Here is an 18193-nt window from a genome sequence, read left to right on the forward strand (position 1 = left end):
CTGTGATATGATTGCTGATACAATCCCGGCAGGGGGACAGCCCCGGAGGTGATCACTTGGCACGGATGGACCTGGATATGACCGAGGGCAGCATCTGGAAACACATGCTGCGCTTCTCAATCCCTATGGCGATCGGACTGCTGTTCCAGCAGCTTTATAACACTGTGGATACCCTGGTCGTAGGCCAGTTTGTAGGCCAGCAGGCCCAGGCCGCGGTCGGCTCCACCGGCCCAATCATCAACACGATCGTCGGTTCCTGCGCGGGCCTGGCCACCGGCGCGTCAGTCGTCATCTCCCAGCGCTACGGCGCCCACGATGACGAGGCGCTCAGCAAGGCCGTCCACACCACCGTTGCGGTCACCTTCATTATCAGCGCCCTCGCCACGATCCTCGGGCAGCTCATCATCGGGCCCATGCTGGACTTCATGCAGACCCCGGCGGACGTGCTCCCGGAATCCCGAACCTATCTTTCCATTTATTTTGCCGGTGTTTCCGGCATCCTGTTCTATAACCTGGGCAGCGGCATCCTCCGCGCGGTCGGAGACTCCCGGCGGCCCCTGGTCTTCCTGATCATCTCCGCGCTGCTGAACACGGTGCTGGACCTGCTGTTCGTGCTGGTCTTCGGCATGGGCGTGGACGGCGTAGCTTACGCCACCATCCTGTCCCAGATCCTTTCAGCCCTGCTGATCCTGTTTACGCTGACCCGGGAAAAAGGCAACTACGGCATCCGCTGGCGGAAGCTCTGTATCGACCGCCGCTCCGTTTCCCTGATCCTGAAGCTGGGTCTCCCCAGCGCCATCCAGTCAGCCATCACCGCTTTCTCCAATGTGTTCGTTCAGTCCTATATCAACTATTTCGGTTCCGCCTGCATGGCCGGTTACGGCATCTACGGCAAGATCGACGCCTTTGCCCTCATCCCTGTACAGAGCATCAGCATGTCCTCCACCACCTTTGTCGGGCAGAACTGGGGCGCTAAGCAGCCCGCCCGGGCCCGGGAGGGCGTTAAGACCGCCATCACCATGAGCATTGTGTCCACTGCCGCCCTGGGGCTCATCGTTTTCGCCCTGGCAAGGCTCCTGACCGGCTTCTTTTCCCCGGAGGCGGAAGTCATTGACTACGGTGTGCGCTTTATCCATATCGTGACCCCGTTCTACCTGGCCATCTGCTTCAACCAGATCTACGCTGGTGCCCTGCGGGGCGTCGGGGACGCCACCATGCCGACCGTCATCATGCTGGTCTCCTTTGTGGCTTTCCGCCAGGTTTACCTGGCCGTCACCAAAGCCCTCGACGCGGGCTTCGTCGCTGTCGCCCTGGCCTACCCCGTCGGATGGATCCTCTGCTCCACCCTGCTGATCATCCGCTATTCCCGCAGCGCCCTGGTCACAGGAAAGATAACCGATCCAGTTTAATCCCCTTCCCGGGAGCCTCCGCTCCGGTTTTTTTTCATGCCGTACGACCCGGAAAGAAAACACGCTTACAATCCTCGTAAGCGTGTTTTTCTATTGCTGTTCCTTCTATTCCACAGATCAACGCTATTTGTCATCTCGACCAAGCGCAGCGCGTGGAGAGATCTCCCACGGATTCCGATTCACTCAATAATCATGGGATTCTATAGCTGTGCACTTGATTTGTCATTCCGACCGAAGCGGAGGAATCCCTTAATTCGAAAAACAGCACTCTGTGCTGTTTTTACCACCATTGTTCATTGTTCATTGTTAATTGTTAATTGAAATGATCCCTGCGCAGAACGAAACCTTCTCAAACTTCAGTCCCGGGAAAACCTTCCGCATTTCATCGGCCTTCCAGTAGAACTCCTCATCGTCCCACTCGTCTCCGGCTTCCACACTGCATTTTTCCATTGCCTCCAGGCTTTCAAACGCCACGTCCCCGACCAGGATCTGTCCACCCGGGTTCAGGCATCCCAGCAGCTGCCGCAGGAAAGAAGCCTTCTGTTCATCCGGCAGGTGGTGCATGGAATAGGTTGCCGTAATGAAGTCATACTTCCGTCCGGCCAGCGGCTCCACCAGGCCTTTGGAAAAGTCTCCCTGGTACAGGTGCGCGCCGGGCATCTTCGCGGAAGCCAGTTCGATCATCCGCTCGGAGAAATCCTGTCCCCAGACGTCGCATCCGTTTTCATACAGCTTTGTGGTCAGCGTACCGGTTCCGAAGCCGATATCCAGCACCGAAGCGCCGGGCTTTTCCATGATCGTCCGGAAGATCTTTCCCAGTACCTCCTTGTATCCCGCAAAGGGATAGGTATTATCCTCATCGGAAAGGCCCACTGCCTCATCATATCCGTCTGCCCACAGGTCAAATCCTTGTTTGTCCAGCATTCCTTAGTCCTCCTGTTCATTTGCGTCTATTATATATCAAGAATACCTTCCCTTCTATCACTAATTTATCATTTTCGACCGCAGCCGTGTGACTGCGGGACAGACGTAATGTCATATGCAGTGTGACATTACGTCTGTCCCTCTGTCACACGGGCAATCTCCATTTTCCATGCGTCAGGAAAGATGATAATATGTTTAAGACTATTTTTTCAGATTTTTTTCCGCAGATCGAACCTTTCCCTGCCGGCCTGCGACTATATAGGTGAAAGTCGATTTTCAAGACCACCTGAAAGGGAGTGAAGCCATGGATGATTTCGAAACCCTGCTCGCCGGCAGCAAAACAGCTGTGGAACGGTGGGTGAAAGCCCGTATGAGCAATCCTGCCGATGCGGAAGACATCCTGCAGGAAACATACCTGGCTGCTTTCAAGGGATACAGGGAACTTCGGAATCCGGCCGTGTTCCTCCCCTGGATACTGAGCATCGCAAGAAGAAAATGCGCGGACTGGTACCGGATGAAAGCCAGACGGAACGAGATCCTGCTGGATGAGTTTCCGGAAAAGGCCGCGGAAGAATCCCCGGACAACTCAGCCGTAGAGGAAACGCTGGAAGCCCTTCCGGAACGGGATCGTCTCATGCTCCGGCTGTTCTATCAGGATATGCTGTCACAGAAACAGATATCCGAGCAGCTGAAGATTCCTGAAGGCACAGTCAAAAGCCGGATGAGCATGGCCCGGTTCCATTTCCGTACCGCCTACCCCTACCCGCCGAAAGGAGAGATTATCATGAGTAATAAAATGCTGAAACTGCCCGCTGTCCTGCCTGAATATTCCATCATCTGGAAAGACGAACCCGCTTTCGCCGTCAACTGTGAGGAACTCACCGGCTGGTTCATCGTGCCGAAGATCGGTGAAAAAGTCACCTGGGGCATGTACGACCTGCCTTCCCGTAAGCTGGATGTTTCCTATGAGATGGCCGTCACCGGCCCGGCAAACGTACACGGTCTGGACGGCGTTGCCATCCACGCCAAGGTTATCGAAGCCACAGCCGCTGAAGGCGATCCGATGAAAGCCGCTGTGGATGCCTCCACCGGCGGCCAGGAAGAATGGTTCTTCACCGCCCAGGAAAAGGACGGCTACACCCGCTTCCTTTCCGCTGAGCATATTGATAACGGTGTCCGCACCCTGACCACTTTCCTGGACGGCGATGCCTTCATGGACAACTGGGGGCTCGGCGAGGAAAACTGCGGAACACCCGTCGCTGTCAAATCCTGGGGAAAGATCCAGCGGAAGGGCAGCGAACTGACCGTCAACGGAGACAAGCCTTTTGTTGATGTGGCCGGCCGCTGCGATGTGACCCTGGACGGCACCGTCTATGAAACCATATGCGTCATGGACTTCGGTGACTACAATGAGGGCGTCATCAGCGAGCAGTACCTGGACCGCAGCGGACACACCGTCCTCTGGCGCCGCTTCAACCGGGATGACTGGGCCGGCAAGTGCTGGTCCGAGCTCCTGCCCAACAACGAGCAGATCGTGGTCAACGGCCAGCGTTATGTTCACTGGTACGACTGCCTCTGCGTTCGTTGAATGAATGGGCTTGTCCCTTCATTCAACAGCTCTTCACTCTTCACTTTTCACTGGTATCTCATCACTGCCGAACGGCTAAGCGTTCGGCAGTTTTATTAGAAAAAAACAGCACTATGTGCTGTTTTCTCCAGAATTCTTAAGTTTTAAGTTTTCGTTTTTCAGTTTTAAGTAGTATCCCGCCGCAGCGGATAATTCTGAATTCTGAATTCTTAATTCTGAATTATCATAGTCATGTTTTCCCCCGACTCCACAAACCCCAGCTTCCGGTACAGCGGTCGTCCGGCCTCCGTGGCGTCCAGGCTGATCTCACTCACGCCCCTGCCCCGGGCTTCCTCAATGAGCATGGTTACCAGTTTTTCGGCGATGCCCTGTCGGCGGTAATCCTTATTCGTCCACACGTTCATCAAATGGGCCCTCCGTCCGGAGGGATGGGCATAGGTGGGCATCAGGTCGATGTAGCACATAGTCGCGCAGCCCACTGCGCGGCCGTTATCAATAGCAAGCACGGTCGACTGGTCTCCCTCCCGGAAGTATTCCCTGCTGGCTTCCAGGAACTCTTCGCTGAACTTATAATCCTCATCCAGGCTGTTTACGTCCCGAAGGGTATCCATCCTGCTCCGGATCATCAGGTTCATATCGTCGGTCGTGGCATATCTGTATTCCATAGGTCTGCTCTCTTTCCAAAGGTTACCGGCAATCATAACATGAGATTCCCGCCCGCGCAACCCATACCCTTTACTGCGTTTGTTCCAATCTGAATGACACAACCATCTGGGTTGTCATCCCGAGCATAGTCGAGGGGAGTGAAGGAAGCGGTGCCACAGTGTGGCATTTACCGAAGGTAAAAGTGACCTGGAGTCCTGTCGCGCGCGGTGCGCGGGGTTCGAAACGCCCGGAAAACGAGCCTGTGTGCTCGTTTTCAGTGAAGAACGGGGCGAAGAACCGATGACCTCCAGTGGAGGAAATCTCATCGGTTCTGAGGTCAACCGAAACAAGTGGTCTCCACAGTGTGGAGCCACGTCGATTGAGGTTGCGGGTATCAGCCCTGGGCACGAAGGAATTCCGCCCGCGGTGCGTGTGCGTTTCCTTACCGAAACAAGCAATGCGATGCGCTCCAGGGCGAACCTCTGATGACCGCCAGTGGCGGAAATATCATCAGAGGGTTTGGAGCGCCCGGAGAAAGAGCCAGTGGCTCTTTCTCAGCGAAAAACGGGCGGCAGCCCCGAGAGGTCAATCGAAAGGGAGCAAGCTCCCCAGTGGGGAGTTGCGACCATTGAGATTGCGGTAAGTGCGCCGATTGAGGTTGCGGATATCCCTTACTACGCCGAAGGCGCATTCAATCAAAGAAAGCGCGCACCTGCGCGCTTTCCTCCGTCATTCTTCATTCTTCATTTTTCATTATTCATTATTCATTACTGTAAGTCTACCCCATACGTTTCCTTGCTCTCTTCCAGCAGGGAGAACGGGATCAGCACCGGACGAAGCTTCTTTTTGTCTCTCATATCCTGAATAATCACATAGGCTGTTCCATCCGGAGCCATATAGAACCGCGGATCATAATCCTGGTACTCCGGATCGACCTTCCGCATGTCCAGCTTGCAGACATTCAGATCTTCATCCAGCGTCATCGCGAAAACAGTGAAGACCTTCCGGGATTTGGCCACAGCGGAACCATAGATGGTGCAAAGCCCGGTTTCTTCATCAAGCCTTGATTCCCAAACGCTCAGGACCACCTTGTTACCCGTCAGCCGCAGGTGCCTGTCCGCCTCGCCTTGTGCGTCATAATGCGTCAGTTCCACCGGGGAATAATCACCACTGGGGTAGGTATATGTCGTGATAAAGCCGCCTTTTCCGTCAGGAGCCTGGAAATAAGCGCTCCACGGCAGTTCCGCCTTATATTTCACTTCTCCGTGGTCAATACAGGTTATAAATTTCCTGAATCCCTCTTCTTTGTGTGTCTCCACCAGGAATAAACCCTTTCCGGCAGCAATGCATCCACGGATTTCTTCCCCTTCAGCCGGAATGCTGTCAGGCAGGGCGGTTTCGTTCCCGTGGTACCGGATCTTCCAGCCATTTTCTTCTTTGATCAAGGCAGGATCATCAATATCAAACGAACTGACCTCATACGCGGGAACATCCGTCAGGCCTTCTTCTGTCCATTTCATATAGGTGACTTCTGTGCTGTCTTTAGCCACTTTTTTGGCCATGAATAATGTGTCTCCGTCCCTGCCGACCACGGCAGGCACCATTGTGATATCACCCTTTCCCGATATATCCCTGTACAGTTTTCCGTCCCTGTACCATGTCACATGCCATCCCTTAGTCATGGTGCGGTTCAGGGCAACGGTATTATGAGCGTCCAGCGCCAGGTATCCCCATGTACTGTCGATGGACATATCCCCTTCCGTCAGCCGGTAATCTTTATATTCCGCAACAGCAGAAACCGAGGCCATCAGCAGTATGCCCGCCAGGATCACCAGGATCACTTTTTTCATATATATCATCCCTCCTGATTACCAAACGATTTACCCGTCCGTTTCCTTTCCATCATTTATTCAAAGAAAGCGCGCACCACGCGCTTTCCCTCCGATTCAATTGTCATTCCGAGCAAGGTCGAGGGATCTCCTACGGATTCAGATTATGTCTATATACTTGCAAGACATCAAGTATCTTTTCCCAACCTAATTCTGCATTCTGAATTCTGAATTCTGAATTGAAAATCTGTGTTATACTTTCCTTACCGGTAATCGATCATCGCAAATACCCCTTACGGGAGGAATCGGATTGAAAACAGCCCTGATTATGGAAGGCGGCGCCATGCGCGGTATGTTCACCTGCGGCGTCATAGACGTTTTCATGGAAAACGGAATCACCTTTGACGGCGCCGCCGGCATCTCCGCCGGAGCAGGCTTCGGCTGCAATATCAAGTCACGGCAGATTGGCCGGCCCATCCGCTATAACAAGAAATACTGCCGGGATCCCCGTTACTGCAGTATCCGTTCCCTGCTGAAAACCGGCGACCTGTTCGGCGCGGATTTCTGCTACCGGGAACTGCCGGAGATCCTGGACCCCTTCGACAGCAAAACGTTCGCGGAAAACCCCATGGCCTTCTATGCCGGAGCGACAGACGTTGAAACCGGCAAATGCGAATACCATTTGTTCACGGACGGAAAGGGCGAGGATATGCTCTGGTTCCGGGCCACGGCCTCCATGCCCATGGTTTCAAGGCCGGTCCCCATCGGCGGTCATGAATACCTGGACGGTGGCATCAGCGACGCCGTCCCATATGCCTTCATGGAGCAACAGGGGTATGACCGGAACGTCATCGTCCTGACCCAGCCCGGGGGCTACCGGAAAAATCCGAATACATCAGCCCTTATGAAACTGTTCCTCCGCCGATATCCGAAGATCCGTGAAGCCATGGAACACCGGCATGAGATGTATAACCGGGAGATGGACGATCTGGACCGCATGGAAGCGGAAAAGACCGCCCTGGTGATCCGTCCCCCGGAAGCCCTGGGAATCAGTCACACAACAAAAGATCCGGATGAACTGGAACGGGTCTATCAGATTGGCCGGAAGGAAGCCGAAAAACGCCTGCCGGAAGTCCGGCAGTGGCTGGGAGGTACCGTATGATTGAAACATTGCTGAATAAGCCTTACTGGGTAATTGACTTCCTGCCGGAGCAGGTGCCGGATGGCAGCGCCGGGCAGTTCTTCGCGGTGGAAGAGTATTATCTCCGCGAGCCCGCGCTATCCACTTTGCGCCGCCGTTTCACGGATATCCTCCTGAAGCTGAACTGTTATTATGATTTCCAGGTCTGCGCCGCCGATTCGGAGGAGTTTGTCCGCAATCCCGCTCCGGATATTCTGGCTTCCCGAATCCTCGACACGCAGGAAAACCTGTGTATCCTCCTCCCTCGGGAGGACGCGCTGATCACCCTGGATCGGGATGATACCTGCATGACCGTTTACAATCCTTCCGAAACCCTGCTGAACCGCCTCCGTCTTCTCGCCACCGCCGAAGGTCTCTTCCTCTGGCAGCCCTGATCGCACAAAATCAACAGCCCGAAGGGATCTTTCCCTCCGGGCTGTGTTTGTTTACTGTAATTGTCTACCATTGTTCCCGGATGTCATTTCGACTGAAGCGAAGCGGAATGGAGAAATCTCCTCCGCAGTCTCTATCCAACCCGATGCTCCGGATAATACCTTCGTCTCTTCCCAATCTAATTCTTAATTCTTAATTATATTTCAGGGGTTGTAGCTGACCTTGTACAGCGTGTAGCTTCCCCGTTCGCCGGGCAGCAGGATCAGCGTGCCGTCATCGGAAATCTTCGCGTCATAGATACCGCTGAAGGTCACACCGGGCAGCACTTCCTCGCCCTTCTGGCCAACCACGCGGCAGGTATCATCCATTTCCTTGACGATGGCATAGGGATTGCCGTCCGCCTGGGCCGGGAAACCGGCGTTCGTTTCCTTATAGCGTCCGGGCAGCTCACCGGCCATGGCGCTGATCAGGATCTTGCCTTCCCGGGCATCATTCACCAGGATGAAGTTGGCCCGCTGGTCACCCGCATCCTTCATGAAGGTGAAACCGGTTTCCTCTCCGGTGGTCAGGCTGACAAAGCCGTTCTTGCCGTCCTTCTCCACATACAGATATCCGGATTTCTGCGCGCCGGCCAGCGCGTAGCTCATCCTGTCATATGCGCAGGGGATGATCACCTTGCCGGTGCTGTCCGCCAGGCCAACCTTGCCGTCCGCGTTCTCCAGCTTGATCAGGTTGGATTCAGCGTCCACCTGCACGTTTTTGTAATCAGAGAAGTCCGCCAGCACATTGCCCTGCAGGTCCAGCAGCTGTTTGTCAGAGTTGACCCACACAGACTGCAGCACCTCATCCGCGGTCAGTGTGCAGTCAGCGGTGAAGGCCGCCTGGCCGCTGCCCAGGTGAGTAACAGTCTTTGTGGAGTAATCGTTGTTATACTCATAGGCATAGGATGCTTCCGCCAGGGACTTCACAAAATCCTTGTTGTAGAAGGACTGTTTGCCTTCCCGGTCCTCGATGGCGATGTAATCGCCAAAGGCTTTGGCATAATCCCATTCTGCCCGGGTAAGGGTGGCTTTCTTTTCGCCGGCGTAATACACGTCAACGGAATCGATCATGTAGCTTTTACCGCCGAACAGGGACTTGTAGTCCGGATTCTCTTCGGAATCCTCGCTAACCACCAGCTTGATACCGGCAATCCACTTGGTTCCGTAGACCTTGATCTCGCCGTATTCCAGGGGCAGCAGCTGCTTGCCCTGGCCGTCCAGCAGGCCCAGGTGCAGATCTTCATTGCCCACGGTGTAGAATCCGTCGTTGGAGGAAATATAGGCAAAGCTGTCGCTCAGCTTGTTGCCTTCGGTGTCCACCACATACTTGTCGTATGTTTTTCCATCCGTCAGGACAAGTGTATTCGCTTTCGTATTCAGCTCCAGGCCATAGGCTTCGATCACCTTGGACTCAACGGTTGTCTCAGCGCATGCCGCGGCCGCGCAGACACACAGCGCCAGTGCCATGACCATTGCCAGGATCTTTTTCATAACAGATAACCTCCTTCGTCTGTCTCATCAAAAGTACTGCTAAATTTTACCACAGCCCCGCCCCTCCGCCTGTTTTTCCCTTGTTCTGCGGAAAGCGTACAAAAATCATACCGCCTCTTCAGCAATGCATGATAGAACAAAATTGCCATACCCGCAAAAATGGAACCCCGGGACGGTTCCCTGTTCCACTTTTCTTCTTTCACGGTTTTCCGGTGTCAAAGGTGAACGCCTTGATCCCGTCCTTTGTGCCGATGATCAGCGCGTCCGTGTTCCATTCGATACAGACAGGGTATCTTCTTGACATTACGCCGCTGTTGATGTCCACTGCGTCCAGGCCGCCCACTTTCACAACCGCCATGTCCTCCAGCCGGACCAGAAGCAGGTTTGCGGAATCACCCAGGGCATGCAGCAGCAGGTAATGGCCGTCCGGTGAGAAAACAGCTTTATGGATCTCCTGGTAGGCACATTCGTCTTCCATAGCCTTTTGGAATTCTTCCGGCGACAGGCTGACGATCTCATTCGTGTCCTTTGTTACGCAAAGGATCCGGTCCAGTCCCTCGAAATCCTTTTCCGGATTGATGATCTGGAAAGCGAAGGTTTCCTTCAGATCCGTCTTTTCCGTCAGGCACACAAGACCTGTGCCGGCAGCATAATTGAGTTCGTCCGCGTAGAGGCATGTCCGGTCCAGCGGCAGCTCAGTTTCCTGCAGGGTCCAGCTCCCGTTATCTTCTTTCGCGATGACCAGGCTTTCCTTTTCATCGTTCCGCCGGGCCTCATTGAGCATCAGCAGGCTTCCGTCACTGAGCTCTGAAAGATGCGGATAGTACAGGTTCTGATCCGACTGAAAGCAAAGCTCTGTCTCTCCGGTGGTCAGGTCATAGCGGTATACACTGATCAGCATCTCCCCGCTGCGCCCGAAAAAGGTGTAATAGAAATACCGGCCGTCCGCTGAAAACAGCCCGGAGGTCAAGGCGCCGGAGCCTTCAATGCTCAGCTTGCCCGGATAAGTCGCTGTCAGGATCAGTTCCCCCGTGGAAAGATCCAGCAGAATCGGATCAATGTACAGCTTCATGTACATCAGCGTCTGATTTCTGTTGCCGATGAACGCGTATTTCCCGTCAGGAGAATAGACAACGCCCTCCTCACCGATCAGGTGGCTCATATCCGTATTGAGGCCGTTATAATACCGGTCCAGGTTGCCGTATTCGTCCTTCACGCCCTGTTCGGAAGACGGATGAACAACAGAGAGCTTCTCGTCATACACCGTCAGCATAGACTTGCCGAGAGTAAAAATGCCGGAATAACCAACCGGTGATATGGACACCACGCGAAGTTCCTCATCACTTTCTTTCAGCAGGGAAACAGTTTCTTCCGTCATCTTAAAATCAAATTCTCCCGTCACTTCACTCAGTATGGGAGACCCGGAATCAAACACAGCGTCCATTTCTGAATCCGCATACGCGGAAAACGCCGCCATAAGCATCATCAGGGTTAATCCAAAGCAGATCAGTTTCTTCATAGTCACACTCCCTTCAAAGAAAAAGACGAATGAAAACCTGTCTGGGTTCCATCGTCTTTATTCATCCTCATTTTGCCGCCTGGTCTCGCTGTTCAGCCATCTGCTGTATCCTTCCTGGGCTTCCAGGCTTTCCTTCCTTTCGCGCCAGGCATCGATCTCCGCGCGGATCGCCAGCATCTCATCGATGATCATTTCCATCGAACGGGGTTTCGCATGATACAGATAGGAGGTCAGCCGGTCGATGGCTTTGGGGCTTCCCAGCTGTTTCGCCAGCAGATCTGCGAATTCTCCCGGATAGCCCAGCGAAACAACAGCCTTTGCCAGCTGATCCCTGGACCACGCCCATTGCCTCTGATTCGGTGTCATGCTTTCCCCTCCATTCCCCGAAATCATAGCACGGCAGTTTCTCCCGGGCAAGTTAGCTGGACTTGAGAAGCGAACCGAAGGGAAAACGGAACCCCGGGACGGTTCCTAGTTCCACTTTTGAAAAACCACCATGTAAAATGGAACCCCGGGACGGTTCCGGGGTTCCATTTTGCGAAACTGCAGGACTAAAATGGAACGAGGAACCGTCCCGGGGTTCCGCTTTCCTTCCTATCCACCCATCGCTTGTCATTGCATATCGAAACATGCATAATAAAACTGATCTAAAAAAATTTTCCCAACCCCTTGACTCTGACGTTACGTAATACCTTATCCTGTTCCTGCCACGGACAGGAAGGAGGATTTCCATGAAAACAGTCCATGAGGTCAGCCGGCTGACAGGCGTGAGTATACGCACCCTGCAGTATTACGACAGTATCGGTCTCCTGCACCCGTCGGAATATACCGAAGCGGGCTACAGGCTGTATGACGATACAGCCCTGGAAACCCTGCAGCAGATCCTTTTGTTCCGGGAACTGGAATTCCCGCTGAAAGAGATCAGGCAGATCATCGAAAGCCCGGACTTTGACCGGGAAAAGGCGATCGACCAGCAGATCGAACTGCTCCGGCTGAAAAAGGAGCACCTGGAAAACCTGATGAACCTGGCCCGTGAGATGAAGCAAGGAGGAACGTCAGGAATGGATTTCAAGGCGTTTGACAAATCAAAACTGGAAGACTATGCCCGCCGGGCCAAGGCCGAATGGGGCAGCACCCCGGAATACCGGGAATACGAACAGAAGGTGGAAGGCCGGACTGATGAGCAGACCGGTGACCTGAACCGCCAGATGATGCAGATCTTCACCGAGATCGGTGCTGAGCGGAATGGCGATCCCGCCTCCGAAAAGGTCCAGGGTCTTGTAAAGAAGCTGCAGGACTTCATTACGGAGCATTTCTATACCTGCTCCGACCAGATTCTTTCCGGTCTCGGCCAGGCCTATGCCGCCGGCGGTGAAATGACGGAAAACATCGACCGGGCCGGTGGAGAAGGAACCGGTGCTTTCGCCAACAAAGCGATCCAGCTCTACTGCTCTGCCAAAAGCAACTAAAAAACGGAACCCCGGGACGGTTCCTAGTTCCACTTTTCGGTGGGCCAGAGGGACTGGGCCAGAGGGACGGTTCCGGTGGCCCAGGTGGAACAGAGGAGACGATTCCTTCGATCTATTTTAGCCTGGGCCACCGGAACCGTCCCTCTGGCCCACCGCATTCCCCTGTCTTTGATGTCCTTAACTTCTTCTTTGGTTTTTCCGGGTTCTGTGCTATCATATGTCAAAATACCGGAAAACGGAGGCAGCCATGATCACAGATACTTTTGATAACCGGACAGAAGAGATCATCAAAGTATGGCGCAACGAAAACGCGAAGAAGGTGGATGCCTGCATCCTGACCTTCTCCAACAATATCCTGCAGTATGTGCTGGAGCGGTTTGACTGTGAAAAGATCGGCGACCTTTATTCCTCCAACGGGGCGAATCCCGTGTACGTATTCACCTATGAAGGAAAGGAATTCGCGGTATACATGTCCTATGTCGGTGCCGCCGGCTGCGTGGCCGATATCGAGGATACCCTGTCCCTGATCAATACAGACAAGTATGTCGTCTTCGGCGGAAGCGGCTGCCTGAACAAGGAGATCGCCCGGGGCAAAGTCATGGTTCCCACCGCCGCCTACCGGGATGAAGGCACTTCCTATCACTATGCGCCCGCCTCGGACTACATCACCGTGAAAAACAGCGATACCGTCGCCGCCTTCATGGAGGAGGCCGGTCTTCCCTGGATTCAGGGCAAAACCTGGACCACGGACGCCGTGCACCGGGAGACCCGGGGAAACTTTGAAAAGCGGAAAAGCGAAGGCTGCATCTCCGTGGAAATGGAATGTGCCGCTGTCCAGGCCATGTGCGATTTTCGCGGCCTGAACGCTTACTTCTTCTTCACCTGCGGCGACCTCCTGGACGCCCCGAAGTGGGATGCCCGGATGACCAAAAACCAGGTCAAAAACACCCAGCACGATCCCGGCCATTTCGACATCGCCCTGGAACTCGCCCGCTATATTGTCAGATAATCCCGGCCATCCAAAAACCAGCGCCCTCCGGCGCTGGTTTCTTTATTGTTTCCGGTTTTCACAGTATAACCATCTTACTCGTTCGCCGTCAGGCGAACATTTCACATTGTGCGGTTAACCGCACAATATTTCACATCTGTTCCGATTAAAGTGTCATCCTGAGCAAGCGGTACGAAGGGAGCGCAGTCGAAGGATCTCCATTTCACTTACCCTCTTTGACCGAAGGCAATTCCGTTTCTTTTTTACCTGTTTTCTTTCTCACCATCACAAGCCCTGCTCCCAGCAGGATCGGAAAGCAGATGGCCGCGCCGATGCCCAGCCGCATATCCCCGTTCGCGGAGGAGGCGATCAGTCCCGCGAAGGTCGGCCCGCCGGAGCATCCCAGGTCCCCCGCCAGGGCCAGCAGCGCGAACAGCAGGGTTCCCCGCCCTTTGATATTCGCCGAGGCCAGGCTGGTGGTCCCGGGCCAGAAGATTCCGACCGCGAATCCGGTCAGTCCGCAGCCCATCAGGGCGATCACCGGATTGGGCACCAGGGCAATGATCACATAGGACGCTATGCACAGCGCCACGGAAACGCCCATAAACTTTTTCAGGTCCAGCTTCCTTCCGCGCACGCCGTAGATCGTCCTGGACACCGCCATGCACAGGGCAAACAGCATGGGCCCCAGCAGGTCTCCCATGGTCTTGGAAACCCCCAGGCCCTTTTCCGCAAAGGCGGACGCCCACTGGCTCACCGCCTGCTCCGAGGCCCCGGCGCACAGCATCATCAGCATCATGATCCAGAAGAACTTCTGCTTAAACAGCGTCCCGATGCTCCCCCGCACCCCGTCATCCGGCTCCAGTTTCGCGATCGGCACCCTGGTGAACATCACAAAATCAACAGCCGGGACAATGCACCACACAAGCGCCAGGATTCTCCAGTTTGCGATCCCGAAGCAGGCAAAGAAAACCGTCGAAACCAGCACCACCGCCATATGTCCCCAGCAGTAGAACGAATGCAGCAGGCTCATGACACTTTCCTTGTTGTCCGTCGGGCACGCCTCCACAATGGGGCTCACCAGCACCTCCTGCAGCCCGCCGCCAACGGCGTAAACGCATACGGAGATCAGGATCCCGACGAAGGGATTGCCCGTCACGCCCGGCAGGATGGTCAGCAGCACCAGGCCCGCGATCGCGCAGGCATTGGACAGCAGTATGGACGCCCGGTACCCGATCTTCTCCACAAAGGGCGTGGACAAAAGGTCGATCAGCAGCTGCAGGCCGAAGTTAAAGGTGATCAGCAGGGTGATCTGTGCCAGCGGGATGCTGAACTCACTCTGCATCCGAATAAACAGCAGCGGCACGAAATTGTTGACGATCGCCTGCACAACATACCCAAGGAAGGATGCCCGGATGGTTGCCCTGTATTTCCCGTTCACGTTTTTTTCTCTCCTGTCAGCCAATATGGTTCATCACCCAGGCAAAAGCCCTGGCAGTTCTCAGATCCGGATCCTTAAAGTGGTTTCCCTCATTCCATTCCAGTGTGCAGCAGGTCCCCTGCCGTTCCAGCAGCTCGCGTGCCTCCCGGATGCAGTCCCCCGCCCTCGCCATCACCTGGTTCCGGGTTTTCTCCTCCCTGTCCCCCAGGCTCAGGTAAACACACCCGGCCTTCATGGTGTTCTCCCGCATAAAATCCGAAAAGCCCGGAAACCACACGGAAGGGGAAGCCGCCGCGATCCCCGCGAAACAGTCCGTCCGGTATCCTGCCCACAGGGCAAACAGTCCGGCCAGGGAATATCCGCCGAGGATGATCTTTTTCTTCTCCCCGCCTGCCAGCTCCAGGATTTCCTGCAGTGTCTCCCCTGCTCCGTTCCCGAAGCCTTCCTTTCCGAAAACCGGCGGCGCCTCCCAGGGCGTCAGGTCCCGGTTCCAGTCCCGGACCCGCACCGCGGTCAGGTGGAAATCCCGCCCGGCAAGCTGCCGGATGGCCGCCGCCTCGCTTTCGATCAGTTCCAGGTCGTGATCATCCACAGGCTGGATCAGGAGAATATCCGAGGCACGCTCCCCGACTTCATAGATCTGCATAGAATAATCCTCTCAGGTGTTTTCCGTTTCCCTGTTATTATCCATGATCCTTCGCTCTATTTCAACCAAAAAGAACGAACCACTCGGTTCGTTCTTTTCCCGTGCGAAGCACAGTAACTATCATATGCCCGAAGGGCATAATTCATATTGGACGAAGTCCAATAATTCATATCGACGCAGTCGATAATTCACATTGAACAGCTTTGCTGTTCAATAATTCATTGTAGCCCGCAGGGCTACTCCTCATATCCCGGCATCTGCTCCGCCGGCAGTTCTTCCGTTCCGCTGGATGCCAGTTCCACAACCTCCGTGGGCATTCCGTTTTCGTCCAGCGTCACCCGGTAGTCCGGCAGGTTCGACCAGTGGCAGCGGAAGGTTACGGTGTTTCCGTCGATCTCCGGCGTCCAGAACGTCTCCCTAAAGATCGGAATACTGTCCTCTTCCGGGCAGTCATAGCTCAGGTCCGCGAATTTGTGGATCACCGCCAGGCGCGCCAGGTACAGCGGACCGTTCTCCTCCAGTTCCATCTTCGCCCAGATGCGGTGCAGTGTGATCATGTGATAAGGCGGTTCCAGGGTATAATGATCCGCCTTGTACATATCCAGGTCTGTGATCTCGCCGGTCACGGCATCGATCTCCACCACCATGTCCCTGTATTCCCCGAAGTATTCTATCAGCCGGAACTTCCACACAGGATTGGGTTGTGAATCGATCAGGCAGGCGCTGTTGTATTCCCCGACGCGCACGCCGGTTCTCCGGAACGCCTGTTCTTCCGCCTCTTCCAGGGTCAGCAGGCCTTCATGCCAGGCGATCCACGGCGTGGCTTTCACGATCCGGCCAGTCATGGTTTCCGCAGTCAGGTTCGGCGCAGCGGCGGCCACGGCGGCCCACACCTCGCTGGGCCACTCATCATACCAGCCATAGACAGCCCGGTTCCGATCCAGGATATTGTCAGCCGTGATATCTCCCGCGTCCGCCCTGATGATCTTCACCTTACCGGTCTTTTCGCTGACCTGGGCATTGCAGTAACCCCAGTCCATCGTTTTGCTGATAAAAACGATGTCCCAGGTTACGTCATCCGTCCCCGGCAGCGCATGTCCTAAGCTCTCAAACTTTTCCGGATCCTCCAGCGGAATATCCTTCTTCAGCTTCTCCCGGATGCCCTCCGCGGCGATATGCATCATTTCCTCTTTTTCCTTGCTCGGTTTCAGAAGCTCCTCCGGCGCGTCGGCCGCCTTCCGGGTCATGGAAACAACGCCCAACAGATTCCCCGCCTTATCCAGCGCGGCGGTATAGAAGTCATACCGTTCCTCTCCCCGCGGCCAGGCTTCCAGGTGCCATACGGTTCCGTCCGTCTTCGCCTCCGGATAATAGTCCAGGGCCAGGGCAAACTTTTCCCTGTCTGCCAGGTTCATCTCTTCTCCGTAGTCAGACAGATACATCTCATCGTTAAACTCTGCTTCGATCGCCTCGATCATCTTTGCCCGGGCTTCCTCCTCGGTCAGGTCATCCGGCCCCGGCAGCGGCTGGCTTTCCCCGTCCGTGAAGCCAATCTCCGTCAGCATGTCGTCAAACCAGTGGCGTTCCTCCAGGGTCCAGGTGCTGTAGGTTCCGCCGAAAGCCTGGCGGCACACCTCCATGATAGCCTCCTCCTCGTCATAGCCATCGCCATTGCGAAGGGCTTCCATAAGAGGATGGCTGTCGTCTATTTCAATCCCGATCTCATTGGCTTTCCGGATGAAGGTTTCCAGCTCTTCCGCTGAGAACTCCATATTCACCCTCCAGTCCGGATCGTTTTCCTGTGCCATGGGCACTGCCACCTGCTCCACCACTTCCTTCGGGCTGAGCAGCGCCACTGCCACGGCGGTCGCGGCCGCCAGCAGCAGTACAATGGCCAGTACCAGGCCGTATGAAAGCTTCCGTTTCACTTTATATCCTCCTGTCGCGTTTTCAAAAAACTGATCGCGCTGCCAGGAAGTTGTGTTCAGTCCGGAAAGCTCCGCGTTCAGCGAATGCTGAATCTGCTGTTCCAGTTTCTTATCCTTCATATTCCGCACCTCCCGTCAGCTGTCCCTTCAGGAGCTCTTCCGCCTTTTTCAGCCGGCGCTGTATAGTCGGCTGTGAGGAGCCCAGCGCGTCGGCCGTTTCCTGCATGGTGAGTCCCTGAAAGTAGTAGAGAAGAATGACCTGTTTATATTTGTCCGGCAGGTCCATCACGGTCAGTGTGACGGTACGGTCTTCCGCCTCCACGGCGGTCAGCTGCGGCGGCAGTTCGTCCAGGGCTTTGCTCCGGTCCACATGCCGGAACCACGCCGAGCGCCGATAGTCCTTGCAGGTATTGATCGCGATACGCAAAAGCCATGCCTTTTCATTGGCAATGCCTTTCCGTTCAAAATCATCCATATGCTTCCAGGCCTTGATCCACGTATCCTGCGTGGCATCCTCCGCCTGGGCCCGATCGGACAGATAAACAAAACAGGTCCGCAAAACAGGATCGGAGTATTCTTCGATCCATCTGCTCAACCGTTGTTCACGGATCATGCCGGGTACCTCAGCATGTTCCATGGCCGATCACCTCCTTCACCTTTTATGACGAGAGGGACAGTATTGATTATTCACATCGTATATAT

At 54.9% G+C, this 18193-nt stretch carries 16 protein-coding genes; 6 read left to right on the plus strand and 10 right to left on the minus strand.

Annotated elements, in window-relative coordinates; genetic code table 11:
• The first annotated feature begins 65 nt into the window (after positions 1-65).
• Complete coding sequence (locus tag JYE50_RS10235) at positions 66-1409, plus strand: MATE family efflux transporter (RefSeq protein WP_084095598.1); 1344 nt, start codon at positions 66-68, stop codon at positions 1407-1409.
• Positions 1410-1715: 306 nt separating this feature from the next.
• Here the strand turns inward: JYE50_RS10235 and JYE50_RS10240 are convergent, their stop codons facing one another.
• Positions 1716-2333, minus strand: a complete 618-nt coding sequence (locus JYE50_RS10240; protein ID WP_084095438.1) for a class I SAM-dependent methyltransferase — start codon at positions 2331-2333, stop codon at positions 1716-1718.
• A gap of 304 nt (positions 2334-2637) precedes the next feature.
• Here JYE50_RS10240 and JYE50_RS10245 point away from each other — a divergent pair, with 304 nt between their 5' ends.
• Positions 2638-3921: an RNA polymerase sigma factor gene (locus JYE50_RS10245; protein WP_084095439.1), complete on the plus strand. Its 1284-nt coding sequence runs from the start codon at positions 2638-2640 to the stop codon at positions 3919-3921.
• A 209-nt stretch (positions 3922-4130) separates the two neighbouring features.
• Here the strand turns inward: JYE50_RS10245 and JYE50_RS10250 are convergent, their stop codons facing one another.
• Positions 4131-4586: a GNAT family N-acetyltransferase gene (locus JYE50_RS10250; protein ID WP_084095440.1), complete on the minus strand. Its 456-nt coding sequence runs from the start codon at positions 4584-4586 to the stop codon at positions 4131-4133.
• A 747-nt stretch (positions 4587-5333) separates the two neighbouring features.
• Complete coding sequence (locus tag JYE50_RS10255) at positions 5334-6416, minus strand: hypothetical protein (protein WP_084095441.1); 1083 nt, start codon at positions 6414-6416, stop codon at positions 5334-5336.
• A 289-nt stretch (positions 6417-6705) separates the two neighbouring features.
• Between JYE50_RS10255 and JYE50_RS10260 the strand changes: the two genes are divergently transcribed.
• Both JYE50_RS10260 and JYE50_RS10265 read left to right on the plus strand, forming a co-directional pair.
• Entirely contained in the window at positions 6706-7557 is an 852-nt protein-coding gene (locus tag JYE50_RS10260) for a patatin-like phospholipase family protein (RefSeq protein WP_084095442.1), read from the plus strand.
• Positions 7554-7970, plus strand: coding sequence for a hypothetical protein (locus tag JYE50_RS10265; RefSeq protein WP_084095443.1), 417 nt, complete (start codon positions 7554-7556; stop codon positions 7968-7970). Before JYE50_RS10260 ends, JYE50_RS10265 begins: the two co-directional genes overlap by 4 nt.
• 201 nt (positions 7971-8171) lie before the next feature.
• On the opposite strand, the gene JYE50_RS10270 is transcribed toward JYE50_RS10265, so the two are convergent.
• The 3 genes from JYE50_RS10270 to JYE50_RS10280 all read right to left on the minus strand — a co-directional run bounded on the left by JYE50_RS10270 (position 8172) and on the right by JYE50_RS10280 (position 11385).
• Entirely contained in the window at positions 8172-9500 is a 1329-nt protein-coding gene (locus tag JYE50_RS10270; protein ID WP_084095444.1) for a WG repeat-containing protein, read from the minus strand.
• Positions 9501-9699: 199 nt separating this feature from the next.
• Entirely contained in the window at positions 9700-11019 is a 1320-nt protein-coding gene (locus JYE50_RS10275) for a hypothetical protein (RefSeq protein ID WP_084095445.1), read from the minus strand.
• A gap of 57 nt (positions 11020-11076) precedes the next feature.
• Positions 11077-11385, minus strand: a complete 309-nt coding sequence (locus JYE50_RS10280; RefSeq protein ID WP_084095446.1) for a hypothetical protein — start codon at positions 11383-11385, stop codon at positions 11077-11079.
• Positions 11386-11750: 365 nt separating this feature from the next.
• On the opposite strand from JYE50_RS10280, the gene JYE50_RS10285 reads away from it, so the two are divergent.
• Both JYE50_RS10285 and JYE50_RS10290 read left to right on the plus strand, forming a co-directional pair.
• The gene (locus JYE50_RS10285; RefSeq protein ID WP_084095447.1) at positions 11751-12488 is read left to right on the plus strand and encodes a MerR family transcriptional regulator; all 738 of its coding nucleotides are present in this window, start codon (positions 11751-11753) and stop codon (positions 12486-12488) included.
• A gap of 247 nt (positions 12489-12735) precedes the next feature.
• Positions 12736-13497, plus strand: a complete 762-nt coding sequence (locus JYE50_RS10290; protein ID WP_179138286.1) for a nucleoside phosphorylase — start codon at positions 12736-12738, stop codon at positions 13495-13497.
• Positions 13498-13699: 202 nt separating this feature from the next.
• Here the strand turns inward: JYE50_RS10290 and JYE50_RS10295 are convergent, their stop codons facing one another.
• From JYE50_RS10295 to JYE50_RS10310, 4 genes are all read right to left on the minus strand, one after another.
• Positions 13700-14917, minus strand: a complete 1218-nt coding sequence (locus JYE50_RS10295) for an MFS transporter (protein ID WP_084095449.1) — start codon at positions 14915-14917, stop codon at positions 13700-13702.
• Between the two features lie 16 nt (positions 14918-14933).
• Entirely contained in the window at positions 14934-15563 is a 630-nt protein-coding gene (locus JYE50_RS10300; RefSeq protein ID WP_084095450.1) for an alpha/beta hydrolase, read from the minus strand.
• 236 nt (positions 15564-15799) lie between these two features.
• Positions 15800-17611: a PepSY domain-containing protein gene (locus JYE50_RS10305; protein ID WP_084095451.1), complete on the minus strand. Its 1812-nt coding sequence runs from the start codon at positions 17609-17611 to the stop codon at positions 15800-15802.
• Positions 17601-18128, minus strand: coding sequence for a sigma-70 family RNA polymerase sigma factor (locus tag JYE50_RS10310; RefSeq protein ID WP_084095452.1), 528 nt, complete (start codon positions 18126-18128; stop codon positions 17601-17603). The genes JYE50_RS10305 and JYE50_RS10310 overlap by 11 nt, the downstream gene beginning before the upstream one ends.
• Positions 18129-18193: the final 65 nt, after the last annotated feature.

Origin of the sequence: Aristaeella lactis (assembly GCF_018118585.1) — a bacterium.
In the GTDB taxonomy this organism is placed as follows: domain Bacteria; phylum Bacillota; class Clostridia; order Christensenellales; family Aristaeellaceae; genus Aristaeella; species Aristaeella lactis.